This is a genomic window from Leptolyngbya sp. DQ-M1, assembly GCF_039962505.1.
Classification (GTDB): domain Bacteria; phylum Cyanobacteriota; class Cyanobacteriia; order Leptolyngbyales; family Leptolyngbyaceae; genus Leptolyngbya.
The window spans coordinates 133,989-153,087 of the sequence record NZ_JAMPLJ010000001.1 but is presented as its reverse complement, the minus strand read 5'-3'; the positions used below and the strand labels follow the sequence as shown (position 1 = coordinate 153,087).

At 49.4% G+C, this 19,099-nt stretch carries 15 protein-coding genes and 1 tRNA gene; 9 read left to right on the top strand and 7 right to left on the bottom strand.

Annotation, left to right across the window (positions count from 1 at the left end; all coding sequences use genetic code 11):
• Window positions 1–208: 208 nt before the first annotated feature.
• The 4 genes from NC981_RS00685 to cobU form a co-directional block, all read right to left on the bottom strand.
• Window positions 209–282: transfer RNA gene (locus tag NC981_RS00685), tRNA-Pro, on the bottom strand.
• A gap of 108 nt (window positions 283–390) precedes the next feature.
• A complete protein-coding gene (locus NC981_RS00680) occupies window positions 391–3,576 on the bottom strand; it encodes an efflux RND transporter permease subunit (protein ID WP_348241107.1) in 3,186 nt (1,061 codons plus the stop codon).
• Window positions 3,573–4,916 carry an efflux RND transporter periplasmic adaptor subunit gene (locus tag NC981_RS00675; protein ID WP_348241106.1) on the bottom strand — a complete coding sequence of 448 codons (1,344 nt, stop codon included), beginning with the start codon at window positions 4,914–4,916 and terminating at the stop codon, window positions 3,573–3,575. The genes NC981_RS00680 and NC981_RS00675 overlap by 4 nt, the downstream gene beginning before the upstream one ends.
• Window positions 4,917–5,114: 198 nt before the next feature.
• Window positions 5,115–5,666: a bifunctional adenosylcobinamide kinase/adenosylcobinamide-phosphate guanylyltransferase gene (cobU, locus tag NC981_RS00670; RefSeq protein ID WP_348241105.1), complete on the bottom strand. Its 552-nt coding sequence runs from the start codon at window positions 5,664–5,666 to the stop codon at window positions 5,115–5,117.
• An 81-nt stretch (window positions 5,667–5,747) separates the two neighbouring features.
• Here cobU and NC981_RS00665 point away from each other — a divergent pair, with 81 nt between their 5' ends.
• The 5 genes from NC981_RS00665 to NC981_RS00645 all read left to right on the top strand — a co-directional run bounded on the left by NC981_RS00665 (window position 5,748) and on the right by NC981_RS00645 (window position 10,764).
• A complete protein-coding gene (locus NC981_RS00665; protein WP_348241104.1) occupies window positions 5,748–6,464 on the top strand; it encodes a hypothetical protein in 717 nt (238 codons plus the stop codon).
• 48 nt (window positions 6,465–6,512) lie between these two features.
• Window positions 6,513–7,448, top strand: coding sequence for a glycosyltransferase family 2 protein (locus NC981_RS00660; protein WP_348242015.1), 936 nt, complete (start codon window positions 6,513–6,515; stop codon window positions 7,446–7,448).
• A gap of 540 nt (window positions 7,449–7,988) precedes the next feature.
• The gene (locus NC981_RS00655) at window positions 7,989–9,581 is read left to right on the top strand and encodes an NAD(P)H-quinone oxidoreductase subunit 4 (protein WP_348241103.1); all 1,593 of its coding nucleotides are present in this window, start codon (window positions 7,989–7,991) and stop codon (window positions 9,579–9,581) included.
• Window positions 9,582–9,693: 112 nt separating this feature from the next.
• Window positions 9,694–10,311, top strand: coding sequence for a VWA domain-containing protein (locus NC981_RS00650; RefSeq protein ID WP_348241102.1), 618 nt, complete (start codon window positions 9,694–9,696; stop codon window positions 10,309–10,311).
• Window positions 10,312–10,326: 15 nt separating this feature from the next.
• Window positions 10,327–10,764: a hypothetical protein gene (locus NC981_RS00645; protein WP_348241101.1), complete on the top strand. Its 438-nt coding sequence runs from the start codon at window positions 10,327–10,329 to the stop codon at window positions 10,762–10,764.
• Window positions 10,765–10,934: 170 nt separating this feature from the next.
• On the opposite strand, the gene NC981_RS00640 is transcribed toward NC981_RS00645, so the two are convergent.
• The gene (locus NC981_RS00640; protein ID WP_348241100.1) at window positions 10,935–11,924 is read right to left on the bottom strand and encodes a PatU; all 990 of its coding nucleotides are present in this window, start codon (window positions 11,922–11,924) and stop codon (window positions 10,935–10,937) included.
• Window positions 11,925–11,936: 12 nt separating this feature from the next.
• Window positions 11,937–13,100, bottom strand: a complete 1,164-nt coding sequence (gene hetZ, locus NC981_RS00635) for a heterocyst differentiation protein HetZ (protein WP_348242014.1) — start codon at window positions 13,098–13,100, stop codon at window positions 11,937–11,939.
• A gap of 115 nt (window positions 13,101–13,215) precedes the next feature.
• Between hetZ and NC981_RS00630 the strand changes: the two genes are divergently transcribed.
• Together NC981_RS00630 and NC981_RS00625 are read left to right on the top strand one after the other, a co-directional pair.
• Window positions 13,216–13,692: a hypothetical protein gene (locus NC981_RS00630; protein ID WP_190376195.1), complete on the top strand. Its 477-nt coding sequence runs from the start codon at window positions 13,216–13,218 to the stop codon at window positions 13,690–13,692.
• A 404-nt stretch (window positions 13,693–14,096) separates the two neighbouring features.
• Entirely contained in the window at window positions 14,097–14,363 is a 267-nt protein-coding gene (locus NC981_RS00625) for a DUF1830 domain-containing protein (RefSeq protein ID WP_348241099.1), read from the top strand.
• A 61-nt stretch (window positions 14,364–14,424) separates the two neighbouring features.
• Here the strand turns inward: NC981_RS00625 and NC981_RS00620 are convergent, their stop codons facing one another.
• Window positions 14,425–14,910 carry a hypothetical protein gene (locus NC981_RS00620; RefSeq protein WP_348241098.1) on the bottom strand — a complete coding sequence of 162 codons (486 nt, stop codon included), beginning with the start codon at window positions 14,908–14,910 and terminating at the stop codon, window positions 14,425–14,427.
• Window positions 14,911–15,089: 179 nt separating this feature from the next.
• Between NC981_RS00620 and NC981_RS00615 the strand changes: the two genes are divergently transcribed.
• On the top strand, window positions 15,090–15,245 hold the full coding sequence (locus NC981_RS00615) for a hypothetical protein (protein ID WP_348241097.1): 156 nt from the start codon (window positions 15,090–15,092) through the stop codon (window positions 15,243–15,245).
• Between the two features lie 140 nt (window positions 15,246–15,385).
• Window positions 15,386–18,958, top strand: a complete 3,573-nt coding sequence (locus NC981_RS00610) for a GAF domain-containing protein (RefSeq protein ID WP_348241096.1) — start codon at window positions 15,386–15,388, stop codon at window positions 18,956–18,958.
• Window positions 18,959–19,099: the final 141 nt, after the last annotated feature.

The following is a 19,099-nucleotide window of genomic DNA, read 5'->3' as shown; positions in this document are numbered from 1 at the left end:
TCTTCAATCTTGACTTCAACCTTGTCTCTCGCCATTCGTGGTATACGGCTCAATTGGTGGACTGATCGGTATACCGAATCTTATACCACTACCCCGACGGAAACCGCATTAAAGCGTACCAGAACGAACAAAGATACCAGTGTGTATACCACTGCCTTTCGAATTCCTAGAAACGACAAAAGCCAGTCATGGACTGGCTTTTGTCTTATCGGAGCGGCGGGATTTGAACCCACGACCCCTACTACCCCAAAGTAGTGCGCTACCAAGCTGCGCTACGCCCCGATGTGTTTTCCGCCGATTTGAGCGGCATTGCCAATAGTAGCACATCTGCAGTCAGATTTAAACGACAAATTTTAGAACCATAAAAGCCCTATTTCTCCCCAAAACTTTTTAATGCTCCGTTGCGCCGATTTTCTTGATGCTTGCAATTTCACTGGCTGGAATCGGAGTCGATCGCTTCCCGGAAAAGTCGCGCAACAATCCCATCAACGCTGGAACGACCGTTGGAGTTAACACCGTTGAGAATGTTAATCCTCCAGTTAAAACAATTCCTAAGCCTTGATAAAGCTCCGAACCTTGACCGGGTAACACTGCAAGCGGCAGCATTCCCAAAACGCTCGTTCCCGCCGACATGAAAATGGCTCTCAGTCGATCCTTGGTCGCACTTAACAGCGAGGAATCGTAATCTTCTCCTTCTTGCTGAAGCTGCAATGCACGATCGACCAGCAAAATCGCGTTATTCACCACAATTCCAGTTAGAATCACGAATCCCAAAGCGGTGATCATATCTAATGGAACTGACATTCCAGGAATTTGATTGACGAGAACCAAACTCAACAGAGCACCACTCATGCCCATCGGAACTGTTGCCATGATCACGACAGGATAGAGAAACGATCGATACAACGCAACCAGTAATAGATAAGTAATCACGACGGCAAACGCGAATGCGGCTGTTAATTGGGACACTGTTGTTGCCAGTTGGTCAGCCGTTCCCGCTAATGCTAAGCGGTAGCCTGCGGGTAGATTTGCCTGTGCTGGAGCGAGAATCTCGCGCTTGACTTGAGTGACGATCGCGCTCAAAGGAGCCGTGTCTGCCAAAGAAGCCGTTAACGTCACTGATCGCTCTAAATCGGTGTGATTAATCACGTCGGCTCCAGTCGCTTCTCTAACGTCAGCCACATCTCCAAGCTGAATGCGTTTACCCCTTGCAAATAGGGGCAATTGCCGCAACTGCTCTGGGGTTTGAACGAAGATATTTTGCAGTTCTACCGAGACATCGAGTTCTTCTTTACCATCGATGAACTTAGAAGCCAGCCTGCCACCGAGCGCCGTTTCCACCATCGAACCAATCTCGGATTCCGAGAGTCCAACTTCTGCCAGCCGTTCTCGATTAGGAATCACTTGCAATTCGCCTGCACCAACAACAAAGTTCGATCGCACATTGCGAATTCCATTGATAGCGCGTAGCTTGCCTGAGATCTCGCGATCGATTTGTCCGATCTGGTTCAAATCGGTGCCCACGATATCGACTTCAAATTCTTTGCCCGGATCGCGGAAAATCGAGGGACGGATCGGAACCATGAATCGATAGCCCGCGAAATTGTTACTCGCTGCCCGGAAGCGATTCACCATTTCTGCCAGCCCGCGCGTTGTGGCAAACTCAGGTTTTAGAATTGCTGAGATCGCTCTCAATGCGCCTGGGCGATCGATAAACATGACGCGATCAACTTCGGGCTGAGCGCGGACAAATTCTCGCACAGGTTTAGACTGCTCGATCGCCTCTGCAATACTTGTTCCCGCTAGCGGCTCAACGCGCCACTGAATCTGGTTGCGATTGCCTTCTGGGAGATAATCGGCAGGGGGCAACAAAAAGAAACTCGCAAACAATAGAGAAACTGGAATTGCTAAAACAAGCAATCGCCGCTTCATGTGGTGACGACCGATCGACCAGCGAACAGTTCTGGCTAGGAAATGCTCAAACTTTCCTTGGATCTGTCGAAAGGCGGCAGATGTTTTGGCAACTGAGCGCTCAAACCAGTTGCCCCCCCGATATTCGCCGCCTTCAAACATCTGCATTGCCTCTGATTCTTTTAGAAACAATCCAGATAGCATTGGAACAAGCGTGATCGCAGCAAACAAAGAGAAGATGGCGGAGCAAGACATGGTAATCGCCATATCCGCATAAAGCTGTCCTGCTTCACCCGTTACCATTAACAGCGGAATAAACACAACGACGTTGGTTAGCGTCGAGCCAAGCATCGCGCCCCAAACCTCTTGGGTTGCTGTGATTGCGGCTCGAAATGCACTTTCTCCACGCTGCATATGCGTAAAGATGTTTTCAATCACGACGATCGAGTTATCCACGACCATGCCAACGGAAAATGCAATTCCAGCCAGACTAATAATATTCAGCGATCGACCCAACCAAGACATCACGATGAAAATCATCACGGAGGCAATCGGAATCGTAATTGCGATCACAGCAACGGTTCGCATTGAACCGAGAAATAATACTAATACGATCGTCGCAAGTACCGCTCCAGCGATCAGATTTTCTTGCACAAAGTTAACTGCTTGACTAACGTATTCGTTCTCGTCGTAGTTATAAACAAAGCGAATGCCTTCTTTTTGCTGATCAAACTGGACTTGGAGTTCGGCAATCGCCTGTCTGACTCCTTGGGAGATTTCAGGAACGTTTGCCCCGACCTGCCGAATAATGCCAACTGCGACCGCAGGTTTATCGTTAAATAACAGCGCACTATCGCGAATCTTGCGCCCCATTTCTACCTTGGCGACATCGCGAATGTAGACCGTTCCTCCAGCATCCCGCCGCAGCACAAAGCCCGCAATCTGTTCAATATCTTGCGATCGGCTCAGAGTTCTCACCCGATATTCTCGCCGCCCTAACTCTAAGGGGCCGCCCCGAATATCGCGGTTATTTTCCCGCAGCACTCGCACAACATCGCCGATCGTCAAATTTCGATCAGCTAGAGCTTTCGGATCAACTCGAACCTCAACTTCTCGCTGCCGCCCGCCGGAAACGATGAACTGTCCGACTCCTTGAACCCGCCGCAATCTCGGTAAAACAATCTCTTCTGCTAAATCGCGGTAGCGATCGGGATCCGGTTCAAATCCGGGCTGGGTATCAAACGGAATCCACATCATCGGAGAGCTATTGCCCCCGACTAACTCCACGTTGGATTCGAGCGCTTCCGGTGGCAGACTGGCAACCTGCTGCAACCGATTCAGCACATCGACCAGTCGATTCTCGACGCTCGTACCTTCTTCAAAAGTGAGCGTGATCGAACTGCGCCCTGGACGGGATGTACTGCTGATTTCTTTTACGCCCAGCACTTCTTCCATCTGCTCTTCGATCGGGCGCGTGATCAAATCTTCAACTTCCGCAGGTGCAGCTCCCGGATATCCAGTATTGATTGTAATTTCTGGACGATCGCCACCGGGCTGTAACTCTAGCGGCAATCGAAAGAGCGAAAACACACCAAAGATTGCTAGCAGACAGAACAGCACAAACGTTCCATGTCGCCAGCGAACCGCCGTTTCAATCAACTTCACGATGCGCCTCCCACAATTTTCACGGGGGCATCCTCATTCAAGCCATCGCCGCCTCGAATCACAATTTCTTGTCCCGATCGCAGCTCCGGACTAAAAATCGCGACCTGTTCACCCATATCAGTTACCAGTTCAACCGGAATCGGTTTGGCTTTGTTGTCAGTGATCGTAAACACAACCCATTGATTGCGTCGCCGCGTGAGCGCATCGCGTGATACGACAAAGCTGTCTTGCGTGGTAGGCAGCGTCAATGCACCTGCGATCGCCATTCCCGGCAATAATCCCTTGGGCGGATTGGAGATTTGGACTCGAACGCGCTGTCTTCTAGAAGTCGCATCAGCGGAAGGAACCACGGCAGTAATTGCGGTTTGCTGTTTCCACTGGGGTAAAGCACGGGTGGTGAGCGCGATCGGCATTCCCGGTGTCACTTTTCCGCCCAACTCTTCCGGCAACTCCAGGAAAACGTCGATTCCCCCCCCTGAAACCAGCGTCACAATCTGCCCGGAACCCTGGACTAAATCTCCACGACTGACATGGCGCATCTGCACTACCCCAGATGCGGTGGCGACAATTTGAGTCCGTCTTTGTGCCAGTTTTGCCTGATTTACCGTTGCTTGAGCTGCTGCGACTGTTGCCTGTTGCGCCTCAATTTCTTCACGAATTGGACCTGCTTTCGCTTCCGCTAAACTCGCTTGTGCTGCAAGTCTTTGTCCCGTTGCCTGATCGACTTGCGATCGCGCTTCGACTAACAATCGCTGCGAAATGGCTCCTTCTCTGACCAATGCCAAAGTCCGCTTGAGGTTGTCTTGTGCTTCTCGTTCTCTTGCTTTTGCTGAATTGACTGCCGCTTGACGTTGAGCAATCACCTCCGATCGCGTTCCTGCCCGCAATCGCGCTAAATTGCTGCGTTCTTGTGCCAATTTTGCTTGAGCTTGAGCGATGCCTAACTGCTGGTCTGAATCATCCAGAATTGCAACCTCCATGCCCGCCGTAACCTGATCACCGGGCTGCACAAAAATCTCCTTTACAATTCCACCCGTCTGAGCACGAATGGTCGATTGGTTAGAGGCTTCGACCTGCCCTAAAAGCTGCACCGTTCGGGTTGGTGCTCCAGTGCCAAGACGAGTGGTTTCAACGGCTCTTGGGGGTTGTCCTTGAGATTGTGCAACAGCAGGTTTTTCTCCTTCCGGATTTAGAATGCGCCAGAAGCCAAACCCACCCGCGGTTAAAAGACCCGTGCAAAATAAGCTAATCCAAAGCTTGCGATTCTTGGGTGAGGGTTGGGGATCAGGCGTTTCAGCAGAATCGATCGCAGGCTGATTCTGAGGGTCGAAAGATTCCATAGGTTTCAGTGGTGCAGGAGCAAAAGCCAAAAATCGCGCAGGAGAATGACGCTTGTTTAAGTAAGGATTGAAGTTGTTGAAGTATTAATAATTTGATTGAGATTCTACCCGATCCATCTAAGCGTTTGTATAAGAAGTTTGGAGCGGTTGCTGGGACACAATGTGATTGAGGTTCATGCTCAAACGCCGCAAAACTATCTATTTTTGGGGATAACTTTTCAACGGTGTTCCAAGCTGGCTCAGGTTCAAAACGTGACCGCCAGCCACGAGATAAACGGTATCCGCGATCGCGCCCAGTTCCCGCACCAGATTTCCCAAGCGATCCCGAAATAATCGCCCGATTGGATAGGCTGGAACGACTCCCCATCCTGTTTCTTCTGCAACAAAAATAATCAGGCTTTCAGTGCGATCGAAGCTCTGAAAAAGAGTGTCTAGGGTTTCTTGCCATTCGGCTTCGGTTTGATCTAGCACGTTTGCCAGCCACGTTCCAAGCGAATCAATGAGCAGGCAATCTGAAGCCGAAGAGTCAACGATCGCTGAACTTAATTTCACGGGAATCGATCGCGTTTGCCAAATTTCAGGACGGCGCGATCGATGTTTTTCGATCCGGGCTTGCCATTCTAAATCCTCTAGATTCTCTTGAGCGGTTGCAATATAAATGACAGGCTTTCCTGAATCGGCTGCAAGTTGTTCTGCCCATTCGCTTTTGCCTGAGCGAGCCGCTCCGGTCACTAAAATCAGTTTCGCCATAAAAAAACTTTAGAATCTACTCTGAAAGCGAATTCGCCGCTACAATAACCTTTACCTTGAATCAAGAAAACTTCGGCAGCGATGAAGAAAGATCTGCGACGGATTGAAGAAACCCTGCTTCAACTGAATAAAAAAGTTCCCACTTTATCTACTGCTCTGTATCCAGAACCCGCAGCACAGGTGCGATCGGTTTCGTTTTCGCTACATACTAAGCCTCCCAAAGCGATCGAGCCAGAAATTTCCGCTCCACCGATCGTCGAACCCCTGATCGAACCGAAACCACTTAACCTCCCAAGGCTCAAAGCTCCAAACTTTACCACTCATCGCAATAGTGCCAATCCTTCGCTTGCCTCCAGCTTACTGGTTGATATGCAGACGATCGTCGATCGCTGGCACATCGAGTTAAACCAAACCTTGCGTCAGATTCAAGACCTCTATCTAGAAGGGCCGATCGTCGATGGCTGGCTCGAATCTCACTCCGGACAGCCGTTAGGAGATCTTTCAACTCTGCGCCATGCCGAAGTCGATCGTCTCATGTCTTATATCGAAGAGATTTGCGCCGCACCGATTCCCGGCACAAAAGATGCCCCAAAAGCAGGATATCGCCTCTGCGGAATCAACACCGACGGACAGCGCTGGTCATATCCCTGCCCAGCAGAGCAAATTCCCAGCTTAAGCTTAGCGATCGCTCGCTATCACAAACTCCGGCAACTGCTCGATCGCAAACAGCACCTCGAACAGCGCCTTAGTGGACTTGCAGAATCGTTAGTTGCTCTACATGGCAAGATGAAAGATTAGACGATGCGGGTACTCTGAGCTTGTTTTGATTCAAGCCCTGTTATGAAAGTGCCGCAACCGCTCGTCTCCGCCATTATTTGCACTCACAACCGCGATCGCTATTTAGGTCTCGCAATCGATAGCCTTCTGGCTCAAGACTTCACCGCCTTTGAAATTATTGTTGTCGATAATGCCTCAAGCGATCGTACTCGTGAAGTCGTTGAAGCACGACTCGCTGATCCAAGACTCCGCTACATTTACGAGCCAGAAATTGGTTTATCAGTCGCTCGAAACACCGGTGCAAACAGTGCGAAGAGCGAAATTTTGACCTATTTGGATGACGATGCGATCGCCTCTCCGCACTGGCTCAGAACAATTTACGCTGCCTATCAGGAAAATCCGAGACTCGCGATCGCAGGCGGCAAGGTTACTCTGATTTGGACAGACGGGATCACGTCCCCAAAATGGCTGTCTGACGGACTCGCTGGCAATTTAGGTGCATACGATTTGGGCGATGCGATCGTTCAAATCGATCGTCCCGGACTCACTCCACGCGGCTTAAACTACTCGATTCGTAAGTCGTTCCTCGATCAGATCGGCGGATTCGACCCCAACCTAGGGCGCGTTGGTAAAAATCTTCTCTCTAATGAAGAACTTCACATGACCCATCTAGCGCTGCAAACCGGATGGGAAGTCGCCTATCTCCCTGCTGCCTGCGTCGCCCATCATGTCGCTCCAGAACGGGTAAGAAGAAGGTGGTTTCTTGATCGCGGTTGGTGGCAGGGCATTAGTGAATGTTACCGGGAGCAGATCGCAGGGGAAGCTGGGGTCGGACAGTTTCGGCGCGGCGGAGAACGATTAGTTCGCGGGCTTTATAAATCGCTCAAGTTTGCCACTGATCCAGCTCAACGCTTTGAAAATCTAGTCTACAGCTACGGTCAAATCGGTTATCTAAGGAAAGCCTTTGAGGGTTTTGTGTCTGGGAAAGCGATGAAGCGATCGTAAACCCACAGATTTCCCTATCAAAAGTGCTCAAACGCTCACCTATCAATCGTTAGAGGCAAATATTAAATTTTTGTCACAATTGATCCAGCCTTACTATAATGTTAACCATTGTAAAGTTCTGATGATTGCGGACACTTCAATCCGTACTTGCGCTGATTCATAGAGAAGATTCGCAGTGTCATCACCAAAAACTTCTGTGGATAAAGGAATTCTATGTCCTACCCTCTGATAGTCCAATCCAAAATCCTCCACATTCTGTTGGTTAAGTTCATTTTGCTTAACAAACTGGAGTAAGATTAGTGCAGTAGGTACAAATCCTCATTGGGTTTTCCTCCACGCAAAACACTTGATCCGCCAAGTATCTTGTGGGAATTGTGACCGCCGCCTCGCTCTAGAGACATTACCCGCCGCCACGACTCCCGCCGCCCAAAGTTCGATCGCTATCTTCCTTCTTTATTGTCTGATTGGGCTTCTTAGCGGATTGAGTCACTGGTGCTTTACACCGACCCCCTGCTCTCTACACACCTGGTCACTGATGTCATGGTTACTTCTTTCCCTTGGTTAACCACTCTAATTGTCCTTCCCCTCGCAGCCTCGCTTCTGATTCCACTCATCCCCGACAAACAGGGTAAAACAGTTCGTTGGTATGGATTAGGAGTCGGTTTAGCGGATCTCGTTCTCTCAATTTATGCGTTCTGGAAACACTACGACTTCCAAAACCCCGACTTCCAACTGACTGAAAGCTACTCCTGGATTCCTCAACTTGGAATTAACTGGTCACTAGCAGTTGATGGAATTTCAATGCCGTTGGTTGTTCTCGCCGCCTTGGTAACCACACTATCCATGCTGGCAGGCTGGAAAGTCACGAACAAGCCTCGACTGTTCTACTTCTTACTATTAGTCATGTACAGCGCTCAGATTGGTGTGTTCTGTGCCCAAGACATGATTCAGTTTTTCCTATTGTGGGAAGTTGAACTGGTTCCGGTGTACATTCTCATTGCCATTTGGGGCGGACCGAAACGCCTTTACGCTGCCACCAAATTTATTCTCTACACTGCACTTGCCTCTATTTTTATTCTGGTGTCGGCGTTGGCGATGGCGTTCTACGGTGACTACTTCACCTTCAATATGCAGGAGTTAGGACTAAAAGACTACTCCCTGACCTTTGAATTACTCACTTATGCAGGGTTCTTGATCGCTTTCGGAGTCAAGCTTCCCATCTTCCCGCTGCATACCTGGTTGCCGGATGCTCACGGTGAAGCTTCTGCTCCGGTTTCGATGATTCTGGCTGGTGTCCTGCTGAAAATGGGTGGCTATGCGTTGATTCGCATGAACATGGAAATGCTGCCTCATGCTCATGTTTACTTCGCTCCGGTTCTTGCAATTCTTGGAATTGTTAACATCATCTACGGTGCATTAGCTTCCTTTGCTCAGCGCAACCTCAAGCGTCGGATGGCTTACTCTTCGATCTCGCACATGGGGTTTGTGCTGCTGGGTATCGCATCCTTTACCGAGTTAGGAATGAGTGGTGCGGTGTTACAAATGGTGTCTCACGGTTTGATCGCAGCAGCGCTTTTCTTCTTGGCAGGTGTGACCTACGATCGCACTCACACCCTGAATATGGACGACATGGGCGGCTTAGCGAAGAAAATGCCTTCGACCTTTGCTCTGTTCACAATTTGCTCGATGGCATCGCTGGCACTCCCTGGCATGAGCGGATTTGTGGGTGAGTTGGCAATCTTCCTTGGCTTCACCACAAGCGACGCTTACACCTCGACTTTCAAAATCGTCATCGTCTTGCTCTCTGCGGTCGGTTTAATTGTGACTCCGATCTACTTGCTCTCGATGCTGCGTGAAATGTTCTACGGCAAAGAAGGCAAAGCGGTTGAAAAAGAAGTTTTCTTAGATGCGAATCCTAGAGAACTGTTCATTACAGCTTCCCTGGTGCTACCGATCGTCGCGATCGGTCTCTATCCGAAGCTAATCACTCAAACCTACGATGTCAAAACCGTTCAAGTCGCACAGAATGCTCGAAATGCAGTTCCAGTCATAGCACAGCAAATTGCAATGCCTGGTTTAGCAGCTCCTCAAATCTCGGCTTCTCAGCCTGAACTGTTGGGATTGATTAAGTAAGTTTCAGCGTAAAAAGCATTAGAGCCTGGAAGGAAACTTCCGGGCTCTTTTAGTTGAAGTCGGATCATGAAAATTTGGGAAACCTAAGAGCGAAGTCCATCGGAGAAAGCTTATGCCAGGTTTTGATTCCCTTAAGAATCGAGATTACACCTTAATCCTCGACAAAAGTGGAAGTATGTCTGCAACTGACCAAAGCGGGGGTCGAAGCCGTTGGGAAGCGGTTCAAGAATCAGCGCTTGCCCTTGCTCGTAAGTGTGAACAGTTTGATCCCGATGGCATCACTGTTTATCTCTTCTCTAGTCGCTTCAAACGCTATGACGATGTGACTTCGAGCAAAGTCGAGCAGATTTTCATGGAAAACGAGCCGATCGGTTCAACAAATTTGGCATCAGTATTATGGGATGCCGCTCAAAATTATTTTCATCGCAAAGCAACAGGAAAGACCAAGGCAGGCGAAACGATTCTAGTTGTGACAGATGGCGCACCCGACGATCGCCGTGCCGTAATTGAGGCAATTATTCGTTCAACAGAGCAGATGGAGCGTGATGAAGAACTCGCCATCACCTTTTTACAGATTGGAAGCGATTCAGGCGCAAAGCAGTTTCTCACAGCGCTTGATGATCAAATCAAAGACGTGGGTGCTAAATTTGACATCTGCGACACGATTACAATGGACGATATGGCAGATCTGAGCCTTGCTGAAGTTCTGATTAACGCGATCGCCGATTAATTACGATTAATGACAATGGACTCGATTGACAAATTGCTCAAGAGTTTAAATAACGAATCTTCTGAATCTCAATCTGCTTCAGAGGTTAAACCTGATCGGTTATCGATCGATAGTCTGCTGAAACAGATCGATGCCCAACCGCAAGTGCCTCAGCCTTCGACTGCTCCAAGTCCAGACCCTTTGTTTGACCAATTGAAGCAGGAACACCAGGAAACGCTTAGGCAAGAGGCGCTTCGATTACAACAGCAAGCCCAACAGAAACAAGAACGTCTCGAACAACTAAAGCAACAGCGTCGTCAAGCTCTAGCGCTTCGGGCTGAAGAATGGTTAAAAAACCTCGATTCTCAGTCGAGCGAAGGGCGCTGGTTTGAGGAGTTTGCCTGTAATTATGACTCTCGCTTAGTAGCTGCGATCGACTATCTTGAGGCTTTGCAAGAAGTCATACCGAATTAAACATAGAGCGCGACAGATCATACTCAAAGTCCCCCAGAATGGGGGATTTAGGGGGCGAGAATCTGTCGCATCCACAAATCAATTTGGTATCAGTCCGGATTCCCGGATTGAGCAAAAAAACAAAGGGTGAAAGTCTTGGACTTTCACCCTTTAACCCCAGCCTCAAATTTCTATTTCTGAATGCTGAGCGCGAATGTGAGTGAATCCTGCTCACCCAAGCGAACTTCTAGCGGATAGGCTCGATCGACACCAAACTCTCGAATCTCCAGACTCAGCTGACCTGCATCGTTGCGATCGCTCGTGGATCGAGAGCCTTCGCCCTGAAACAGCAAACTGCCACCGCAAGGAAGCACTGCTTCGATCTGGAGTTGCTCTACCGCATATCGAATCCTCAGCGTAAACGCTCCCAGTTCGGTGAGCCATTCGCGCTCTAGCTGCGGTTGCTGCTCGGATACAGTCAGCGTCAGCGTGCTGAGAATTTCCCGTGCAGCAAGTAGCGACAGCGCCATTTGCTGCGTCTCGATCGCGCTGTCATACGACTCCGGCAACGCTTCGCCCAGTTCGGTTGCGAGGTCTTGCAACTTGGCGACCTTAGACCGAGTCGGTGAGACCATGACGTAACCTGCAACATTATTTAGCAGTTGAGCCTGACCTGGAAACAGCGTATCCACTGCTCGAACCAGTTTTGCGCCTTCTCGCAGCGACGAAAACAATACCGACTGGCACTTTGACAGAAGCTCGGTCATCACGGCTTCTGGCATGGGAATCGGTAAATTAATGTGACGAATTTGATGTAACCAAACAGATGCAGCGGCTAAAGCAGGTTGCGCTTCGTAACTCGCTGGCTCAGTGTCATAATCGACTTCCTCTTTCTCCCAAGGAAAAAGCGGCGGATTTTTCTGAGCCTCAAGCAGAAGGCGACGTTTTAGCAGTGCATGAAAACGATCTTGCACAGCAGGTATCTCTCCCGGTTGGTGTAATAAGTCCTCGTGTGAGGAGCGCTGTGGGGAGGAACTAGCCCCACAACTTAAATCACGCTCTGAATCACGGTCTAACGATCGCCCTAACACATCCGGCTGGAGATCGCAACGATCGACCAGACCGAAATTGTGTAACAGTTTAAGAAGAACTTGCGTTCGTGTCGCTAAATCGTGATCCATTGTGATAACACCCTATTCATCAGCCGATGATGTTGCTCCGGAATCTTGGTCATTACGAATTTCCCAAGCTTGCTCAAGCAGTTTAAACCATTGTTTCTGAACCTGATTCACTGTGCAACCGAGGCGCTGAGCGATCGTCGCTTCCGGTAGCTTTTGCTGCTTCAGTTCCAACAGTTTAACTTGAGAAGCCGTAGCGCGTTGGTGCAACGTCTGCCACTGACGATTCGAGAGTCCGAGATTGCGCTCTAAGTCTGCCTCTAACCACTGATGCACAAGCTCCCAGTGATGTGAGAACGAGAATCGAATCAAATGGTATTTGAAGCGCTGCTGTAAGTAATCCCGCTGACGAGGCGTTAAGCCCAGAATCGTTTCAATTTCATTGGCGGGTAGATCTTGCAGCCGCAGCGTGAAGTAGTCAATACAGTCGGTTTGTTTGCGTTCTTCGAGATAAGCGACGAGTTCTTTAATCACAGATTGGCGGAGCGTATCTTCTGCTAGTTCTGGTTCCTGGGCGACCATTTGTTCGCGCACCTGCTGAATCGATGCCAAGCTCCACGGGTTTTCCGATTCCGACATCGAGCCTTCTGCTGCTTGTTCGAGATCGACCAGCGTTTCAGCAGGTTGCTGCTGTGAGAAGGTTTGCGCTCTTAGGATAATGAGCTGCTGATTGCGATGTCCGGGTAGCGGGATGCGTCGTTTCCCGTAGCGCTCGGTAAATGCCATGTACTCCGAAAGTTCGAGCGGCGATCGCGGGGTGTACGTCGCGCCTAACTGAGACTCACGGCGAAACGCATTCAGCGCTTCCATGTAAAAGCCTTGCAGAAAATCCTCGATCAGCACCAGTCGAGCCTGATAGCTCGATTGGGTCTGCGGCGGTGTGATGTATCGATAGATTACGGCGCTCAAATTGCTGTGCAACTCCGCACGAGCGCGGCGCGAACCGAGGCGATAATATCCCAGGCATTGCTGAAGTCGGTGCTTGGCGAGCGCGGTTGCCCAGGTTTGGACTTCTCCCGATGCTTGAATGCGCTTACTTTCGGAGCAGATTCGGACAACTTCCTGGGTCAGTCGATCGGCAACTTCCCGGCAGTTTCGCTCAGAGGCAGTGGTGGCTTGTTTCAGTTCGTTAAGCAATAGCTGAAAGATCGCATCCACGCTCTGGCAGATTTCCCCCACGGTTTCTAGTGTCGTGCAAATCAATGGCTTACTCTCATTGGTTTGATGGAACTTTTTTGTGATGCCTAGATCACAATGGTGGTAGAAATCCCTGATTATTTGCGGATAGCACGATATGAATCTAGATCAACAGCTTCAGATGCTGGTTAACGAAGCTCCCCAAGACGGCTCTACTCCTCAGTTAATTGAATCAATCGCGCCCGTTTTGCGCGCGATCGCGCAGCGGTTGCGACATCTCCAATACTACGTGGTGCAGACACTCGATCAAAACTGGGTGATGCTGACCCTCAATCATCGTGCCCAAGATGAACCTGAGAAAAACGTAATTTATGCGTTCCCCAGCCTCAAGGACGTTTCTTCGAGTCCTTATGATTTAACAGATCCAAATTTAATCGCTTTACCTGTTCCGGTGATACATATCCTGTTTCAAATGCTGGCAATGGATAAAGATTACAGCACAATTTTTTTTGAAACCCCTGGAGATGCGACGATTGGAACCGAAGTCCAGCGATCGGAGCTAGAAGCGCTGATTCATGAATATTGGCAAGGACAGGCAGATGCAGTAACTCATATTCCAAGCGATATCGCTTGAGTGCAGAATTTACACTGGGCGGGCTAGAACTGTAAATCTAAATCTTAATCGAAGACTTTAGAGTTGCAGTTCTGACTCTGCTAGAAAATTATTTCCAGAAGTCAACCGTCTGAATACGAATCTTTTTCAACTCTCTCTAGATTGCACTGCTCCAGATACTACGACAAGTTCCAGCTTGAGATTCAAACACAATCCTTAAGCTTACTGCGGTCTATTTCATGAAACCTTTACAACCTTTCTCCGGTTTAAATGCACTTGAGATGAAAAGCAGTCAGAATCTTAAGTGTTTCCACGGAGTCGATCGCGTCTCTGCCTAATTGGGGAACTGAATCTACTTAAAGTTAGATCTTTTAATCAATCAAACGCTGTTACGATCGCCGGAGTTTAACTCCGATACTAAAAAAATGGCTTTTCCTTCATTTCAGGCAAATCCTACGCTTGACCTTTGCTGCTATGTCAATACAACCCGTCACATTCAAGTTGCTCGGATTGCCGATGTTGAGAACTGGTATTTTGAGCGCGTAGTCTTTCCGGGGGAACGACTTTTATTTGAAGCACCCTACACTGCGCATTTAGAAATTCACTCTGGGGCGACCGTGAGCGCGATTCTGACTGATACGATCGTCTGTGAGTCCCTTAAAGTCCGAACTTCTGCTGCGATCGCATCTTAAGCAGTTTGAGAGCCGATCTGCAAGGCTGTGGCAATCTTCAACTCAACCAGTTCAAGACCCGCTAATTTCCTCGCACGATAAGGCGATAATCCCGATTCGTGCGAGGTGTCACCGTTCCGATCCAAACGCGATAACTTCCAGGCTGCCAGTCACTTTGTTGTAATCGCACATCTCTGCCGGATTCTCCAGCATCCGCACAACGGACTCCACCTGGCCCTGAGATTAACAGCGTTGTGTCTCCTCCGCCACTATCGACGCGAATCGTTAGGGAAGAAAAAGGGCGTTCCAAGACCAGCGTGTGATTTGGAGTCGAATCACCAAAGCCGATGCAAGCTTGACCCTGACGATCGCGATTACTCACAACCGCAGGCAGCGAAGTCGTTCCCCCAGTCGATCCCATCATTACGCCAGAAGTCGTTTGGTTATTTAGCGTTAAGGATTTGAAGGTATCGGGTTGCGCGATCGTGCGAGAGGAAAATTGTAGCGACGCGATCGCCATGGAGATACCTATTCCCCACATTGCTATTTTTTGTGTGTATCGAACCATTTTCAGACTCCTTACGGTATTAAGTTTTTACTATTGCAAAATTTATCTTTCACCAACTTAAATTTTCATTGTAGGATGAAAGGCGTTTTAAGGCAGCACGACTGTTTACACTTTATTTCTGAACCTTTGAAGCTGCTGATAATTTATTCACATCGATTAATTTAGTAGGAATTGCTGCCATGTTAATCGGAATCTTGACTGTGCTACTATTTCTTGGATTACTGGCTGTGCGGCTTGTTCTACTTCCCTCAGAAGTATTGACGTATCTTCAGGTTCCCCAATGGGCATTTTGGCTGCTATTTTTAGGAGTCATGACTTGGCTATTGCGGGACTGAAGGACACTGTTTTCACTGCTCCGGATACAGCAGCGGACGGTTCATTCAATACGGAAGATCGATACACTGAAGCAGATCCAACCTATAATCCAGCCCTGCATACATTAAAAGGAATGCCTTGTTATTCCTAATAAAGACCTATGATGGCATCACCGGAACAAGAAGCGGCAAGGTTAACCGCACTGTATGGGTATGACATTTTTGACACGCTCCCTGAAGCGGCATTCGATCGCTTAGCTGAGTTAGCGGCTTATCTCTGCCGCACTCCGATCGCGCTGCTTAGTTTTATGGATGCCGATCGACAGGTCGTTAAAGCAAAAATTGGAGTTGGCGTTGCTGAAATTCCACGCCAACAGTCCCCGTGTTCCTACACGCTGGAGCAATCAGACGTTCTAGTTCTGGTGGATGCGCCGGAACTAGAACGTCTGATTCTTCATCCTGCTGGCGCGGAAATATCTCCAATTCGGTTCTATGCCGGAGTTCCATTGATCACTCTAGACGGTCAGCCGATCGGAACGCTATGCGTGATGGATTATGCTTCACAACGTCTAGATCCCTCTCAGAGCGCAGCGCTGCGCTCGCTCTCACAGCAAGCAATCGCTCTATTAGAACAGCGTCGTCAAATTCGGCGGCTAGAGCGGTCTGCCGCTCAAACTCGCAAAACTGAAATGCAGCTACAGCTTCAGCACGCCGTTACGCGAGTCTTAGCCGAATCTGCCACCCTCAACAATGCCACTCCCCACCTTCTACAAACGATTTGTGAACATATTGGCTGGGATTTTGGCGAACTGTGGATTGCCGATCAAGCAACCAATGGGATTCGTTGTACCGCGCATTGGAGCCGATTAGGAAGACAGTCCAGTGAGTTTGCAAACGCCTCAAAATCGTGGGTATTTGCACCCGGATATGGGTTGCCGGGGCGAGTTTGGAGCGGCGGTAAACCCCTGTGGATGAGCGATGTCGTGCAGGATAGATTATTTTTGCGATCGCACTTAGCCGTAAAAGCCGGACTTCATGCAGCTATCGGCTGTCCAATTCTCAGTCGCGATGGCACGATCGGCGTGATTGTCCTGTTTAGTCAGCAGGTGCAACCTCCCGATGAAGAAATCATGACAACGATGATGGTGGCGATCGCGTCGCAAGTCGGACAATTTATCGAGCGAAAACAAGCCGAAGAAGAATCCAATCGACAAAGCGCCCGATCGCAGCTCCTCGCAGCCATTACTCTGCGAATTCGTCGATCGCTGCAACTCAATGAGATTCTTGAAACTACCGTTGCGGAAGTGCGACAGTTTTTGCAAGCCGATCGCGTGATTATTTACCGCTTTGATCCACAGTGGAATGGGGTCGTTGAAGTGGAGTCGGTAAAAGACGGCTGGGTATCAGCCTTGGGCGAACATATTGAAGATACCTGCTTCAAAGAAGGCACATGGCGATACTATCAGCAGGGAGCCACCACAATGATCGACGACATTGATATCGCGTCGTTGACTCCCTGCCACAAGCGATTATTGCGACGGTTTGAAGTCAAAGCCAATTTAGTCGTGCCGATTCTGCAGCATCGAGACGAGGAAGCAGAGCCGATTCTCTGGGGGCTGCTGATCGCGCATCAGTGTGATCAGCCACGCTCCTGGCAAGCGTTTGAAGTGGAATTTCTCACTCAACTGGCGGATCAAGTGGCGATTGCGCTCATGCAGGCTCGTTTGCTCGACCAAGAGCGCCAACAGCGATCGACCTTATCAGAACAGAACCTAGCCCTAGAGCAAGCACGAGCGGAAGCGGAACGCGCTTCGCAGATGAAGAGTACCTTTCTCGCCACGATGAGTCACGAAATTCGCACCCCAATGAATGCGGTGCTGGGTATGACCGGATTGCTGCTCGATACCGAACTCAACGCGACTCAACGCGATTTTGTCGAAACGATTCGCACAAGTGGCGACAACCTACTGACGTTAATTAATCAAATTCTTGACTTTTCCAAGCTCGAAGCGCGGGAAATGGAGCTAGAAACGCTCGATTTTAATCTGGCAGCTTGTGTCGAAGAAGTGGCTGATTTGTTTGCTCCCACCGCATTTGCAGAAGGGCTGGAAATTGGCACAATCATTTCTCACGAGATTCCGATCGGACTACGAGGCGATGTCGGTCGATTGCGGCAAATTCTGACGAATTTAGTGGGGAATGCGATTAAATTCACGCAGCAAGGCGAAGTCGTGATCAAAGCAGCGTTGGAGTCGCAAACCGAGACGACTGCGACGATCTCGTTTTCCGTCACTGATACCGGGATCGGCATTCCCGAATTGGCTCAGAAACGTCTGTTTCAGCCGTTTGCTCAAGTCGATGCGTCTATGACGCGGCGCTGTGGGGGCACCGGATTAGGCTTAGCGATCTCGCGTCAGCTTGTGGAACTGATGGGCGGAACGATCGGCGTTGAAAGCAAGTCAAAGGTCGGATCAAGATTTTGGTTCACACTCACCTTTAAGAAGCAAACAGAGCAACCCGCCGCACAAGCGACCCCCATTCCTACTCCGGATCTCACCCAGTTGAAGTTGCTCGTGGTAGACGATAACGAAACCAATCGCACAATCGTGCGCTATCAACTCTCAGCTTGGAAAATTGAAGTCGATGAAGCGGAAAACGCCTCGATCGCGCTGCAAAAAATGCGGACTCGCGCTCGATCAAGTGCGCCCTACGATTTGGCGATTCTCGATATGCAAATGCCCGACATCGATGGTGAGACGCTGGGGTTACTGATTAAATCCGATCGCACTTTAGCTTGCACGAAGCTAATCATGATGACCTCAGTGCATCGCTGGGGAGGCGCAAAAGACATGGCAGAGCTTGGATTTTCTGCGTACTTGATCAAGCCCGTCAAACAGGCTCGACTGCTCGATTGCATCATCAATACGATGTCTCCAGCTCAGCTTGTGAAGCCAGCAACACTGCCTCCGCCTCGCACTCTGCCGACCCAAACGAACTCCAGGCTTAAAATTCTGCTGGTTGAAGATAACATCGTGAATCAGAAAGTCACTCTGAATCAACTGAAGCACTTAGGCTATACAGCAGATGTTGCCGCTAACGGTAAAGAAGCGATCGAAATGCTGAGCCAAATTCCATACAACTTAGTGTTTATGGACTGTCAGATGCCTATTTTAGATGGCTACGAGGCAACGCGAGTGATCCGAAAGCAACAGGTAGAGCACCAAAGTATCATCATTGCCCTCACCGCAAATGCTATGTTAGAGGATCGAGAGCGCTGCTTAGCCGCAGGTATGGATGATTATCTCAGTAAACCCATCTCCAAGGAAATGCTCAGTGAGAAACTGACGTATTGGGGTGAGCTATTAGAACAGCAAACGGTAGAACAACCCATGAATTTAGCAATCGACTGGGATCATCTCCATCAAGTCGCAGACGGCAGTAAAGAGTTTGAGCGCGAATTACTCCAAATCTTTTGGAACGACTCTCAGCAGCACTTGAGTTCTGCCAGCACTGCGCTAGAAACTCAAGATGCAGCATTAATCTCCCGACTGGCTCATCAGCTCAAAGGCTCTAGTGCAAATGTTGGACTTTATGAGATGCAGGCGATCGCCTCAGCCCTAGAACAACAGGCATCAAGCAACGACCTCACCCAAGCACCAACGCTCCTATCCCAGATCGCCGAAATACTAGAGGCACTACGACAATTCCTACACTCTCAAAGCGCTTCGGGTTGATTGCGTTATGCAATCAACCCGAAGCGCTCTAATACACAGGCGATCGTGCTCTGACGAATCTTCTGCCTTGCTACTCGATGTTTGATGTGGTGAAATGCTATTCACCTGAGCAGGCGGTTTTGCAAAAAGCGGAGCTTTATC

What these genes read in the sequence shown, in the direction of transcription:
- NC981_RS00640 (WP_348241100.1), bottom strand. Translation starts at nt 11,924, where the DNA reads ATGGATCACGATTTAGCGACACGAACGCAAGTTCTTCTTAAACTGTTA.
- NC981_RS00630 (WP_190376195.1), top strand. Translation starts at nt 13,216, where the DNA reads ATGAATCTAGATCAACAGCTTCAGATGCTGGTTAACGAAGCTCCCCAA.
- NC981_RS00645 (WP_348241101.1), top strand. Translation starts at nt 10,327, where the DNA reads ATGGACTCGATTGACAAATTGCTCAAGAGTTTAAATAACGAATCTTCT.
- NC981_RS00610 (WP_348241096.1), top strand. Translation starts at nt 15,386, where the DNA reads ATGATGGCATCACCGGAACAAGAAGCGGCAAGGTTAACCGCACTGTAT.
- NC981_RS00655 (WP_348241103.1), top strand. Translation starts at nt 7,989, where the DNA reads ATGGTTACTTCTTTCCCTTGGTTAACCACTCTAATTGTCCTTCCCCTC.
- cobU (WP_348241105.1), bottom strand. Translation starts at nt 5,666, where the DNA reads ATGGCGAAACTGATTTTAGTGACCGGAGCGGCTCGCTCAGGCAAAAGC.
- NC981_RS00665 (WP_348241104.1), top strand. Translation starts at nt 5,748, where the DNA reads ATGAAGAAAGATCTGCGACGGATTGAAGAAACCCTGCTTCAACTGAAT.
- NC981_RS00620 (WP_348241098.1), bottom strand. Translation starts at nt 14,910, where the DNA reads ATGGTTCGATACACACAAAAAATAGCAATGTGGGGAATAGGTATCTCC.
- NC981_RS00675 (WP_348241106.1), bottom strand. Translation starts at nt 4,916, where the DNA reads ATGGAATCTTTCGACCCTCAGAATCAGCCTGCGATCGATTCTGCTGAA.
- NC981_RS00625 (WP_348241099.1), top strand. Translation starts at nt 14,097, where the DNA reads ATGGCTTTTCCTTCATTTCAGGCAAATCCTACGCTTGACCTTTGCTGC.
- NC981_RS00650 (WP_348241102.1), top strand. Translation starts at nt 9,694, where the DNA reads ATGCCAGGTTTTGATTCCCTTAAGAATCGAGATTACACCTTAATCCTC.
- NC981_RS00615 (WP_348241097.1), top strand. Translation starts at nt 15,090, where the DNA reads ATGTTAATCGGAATCTTGACTGTGCTACTATTTCTTGGATTACTGGCT.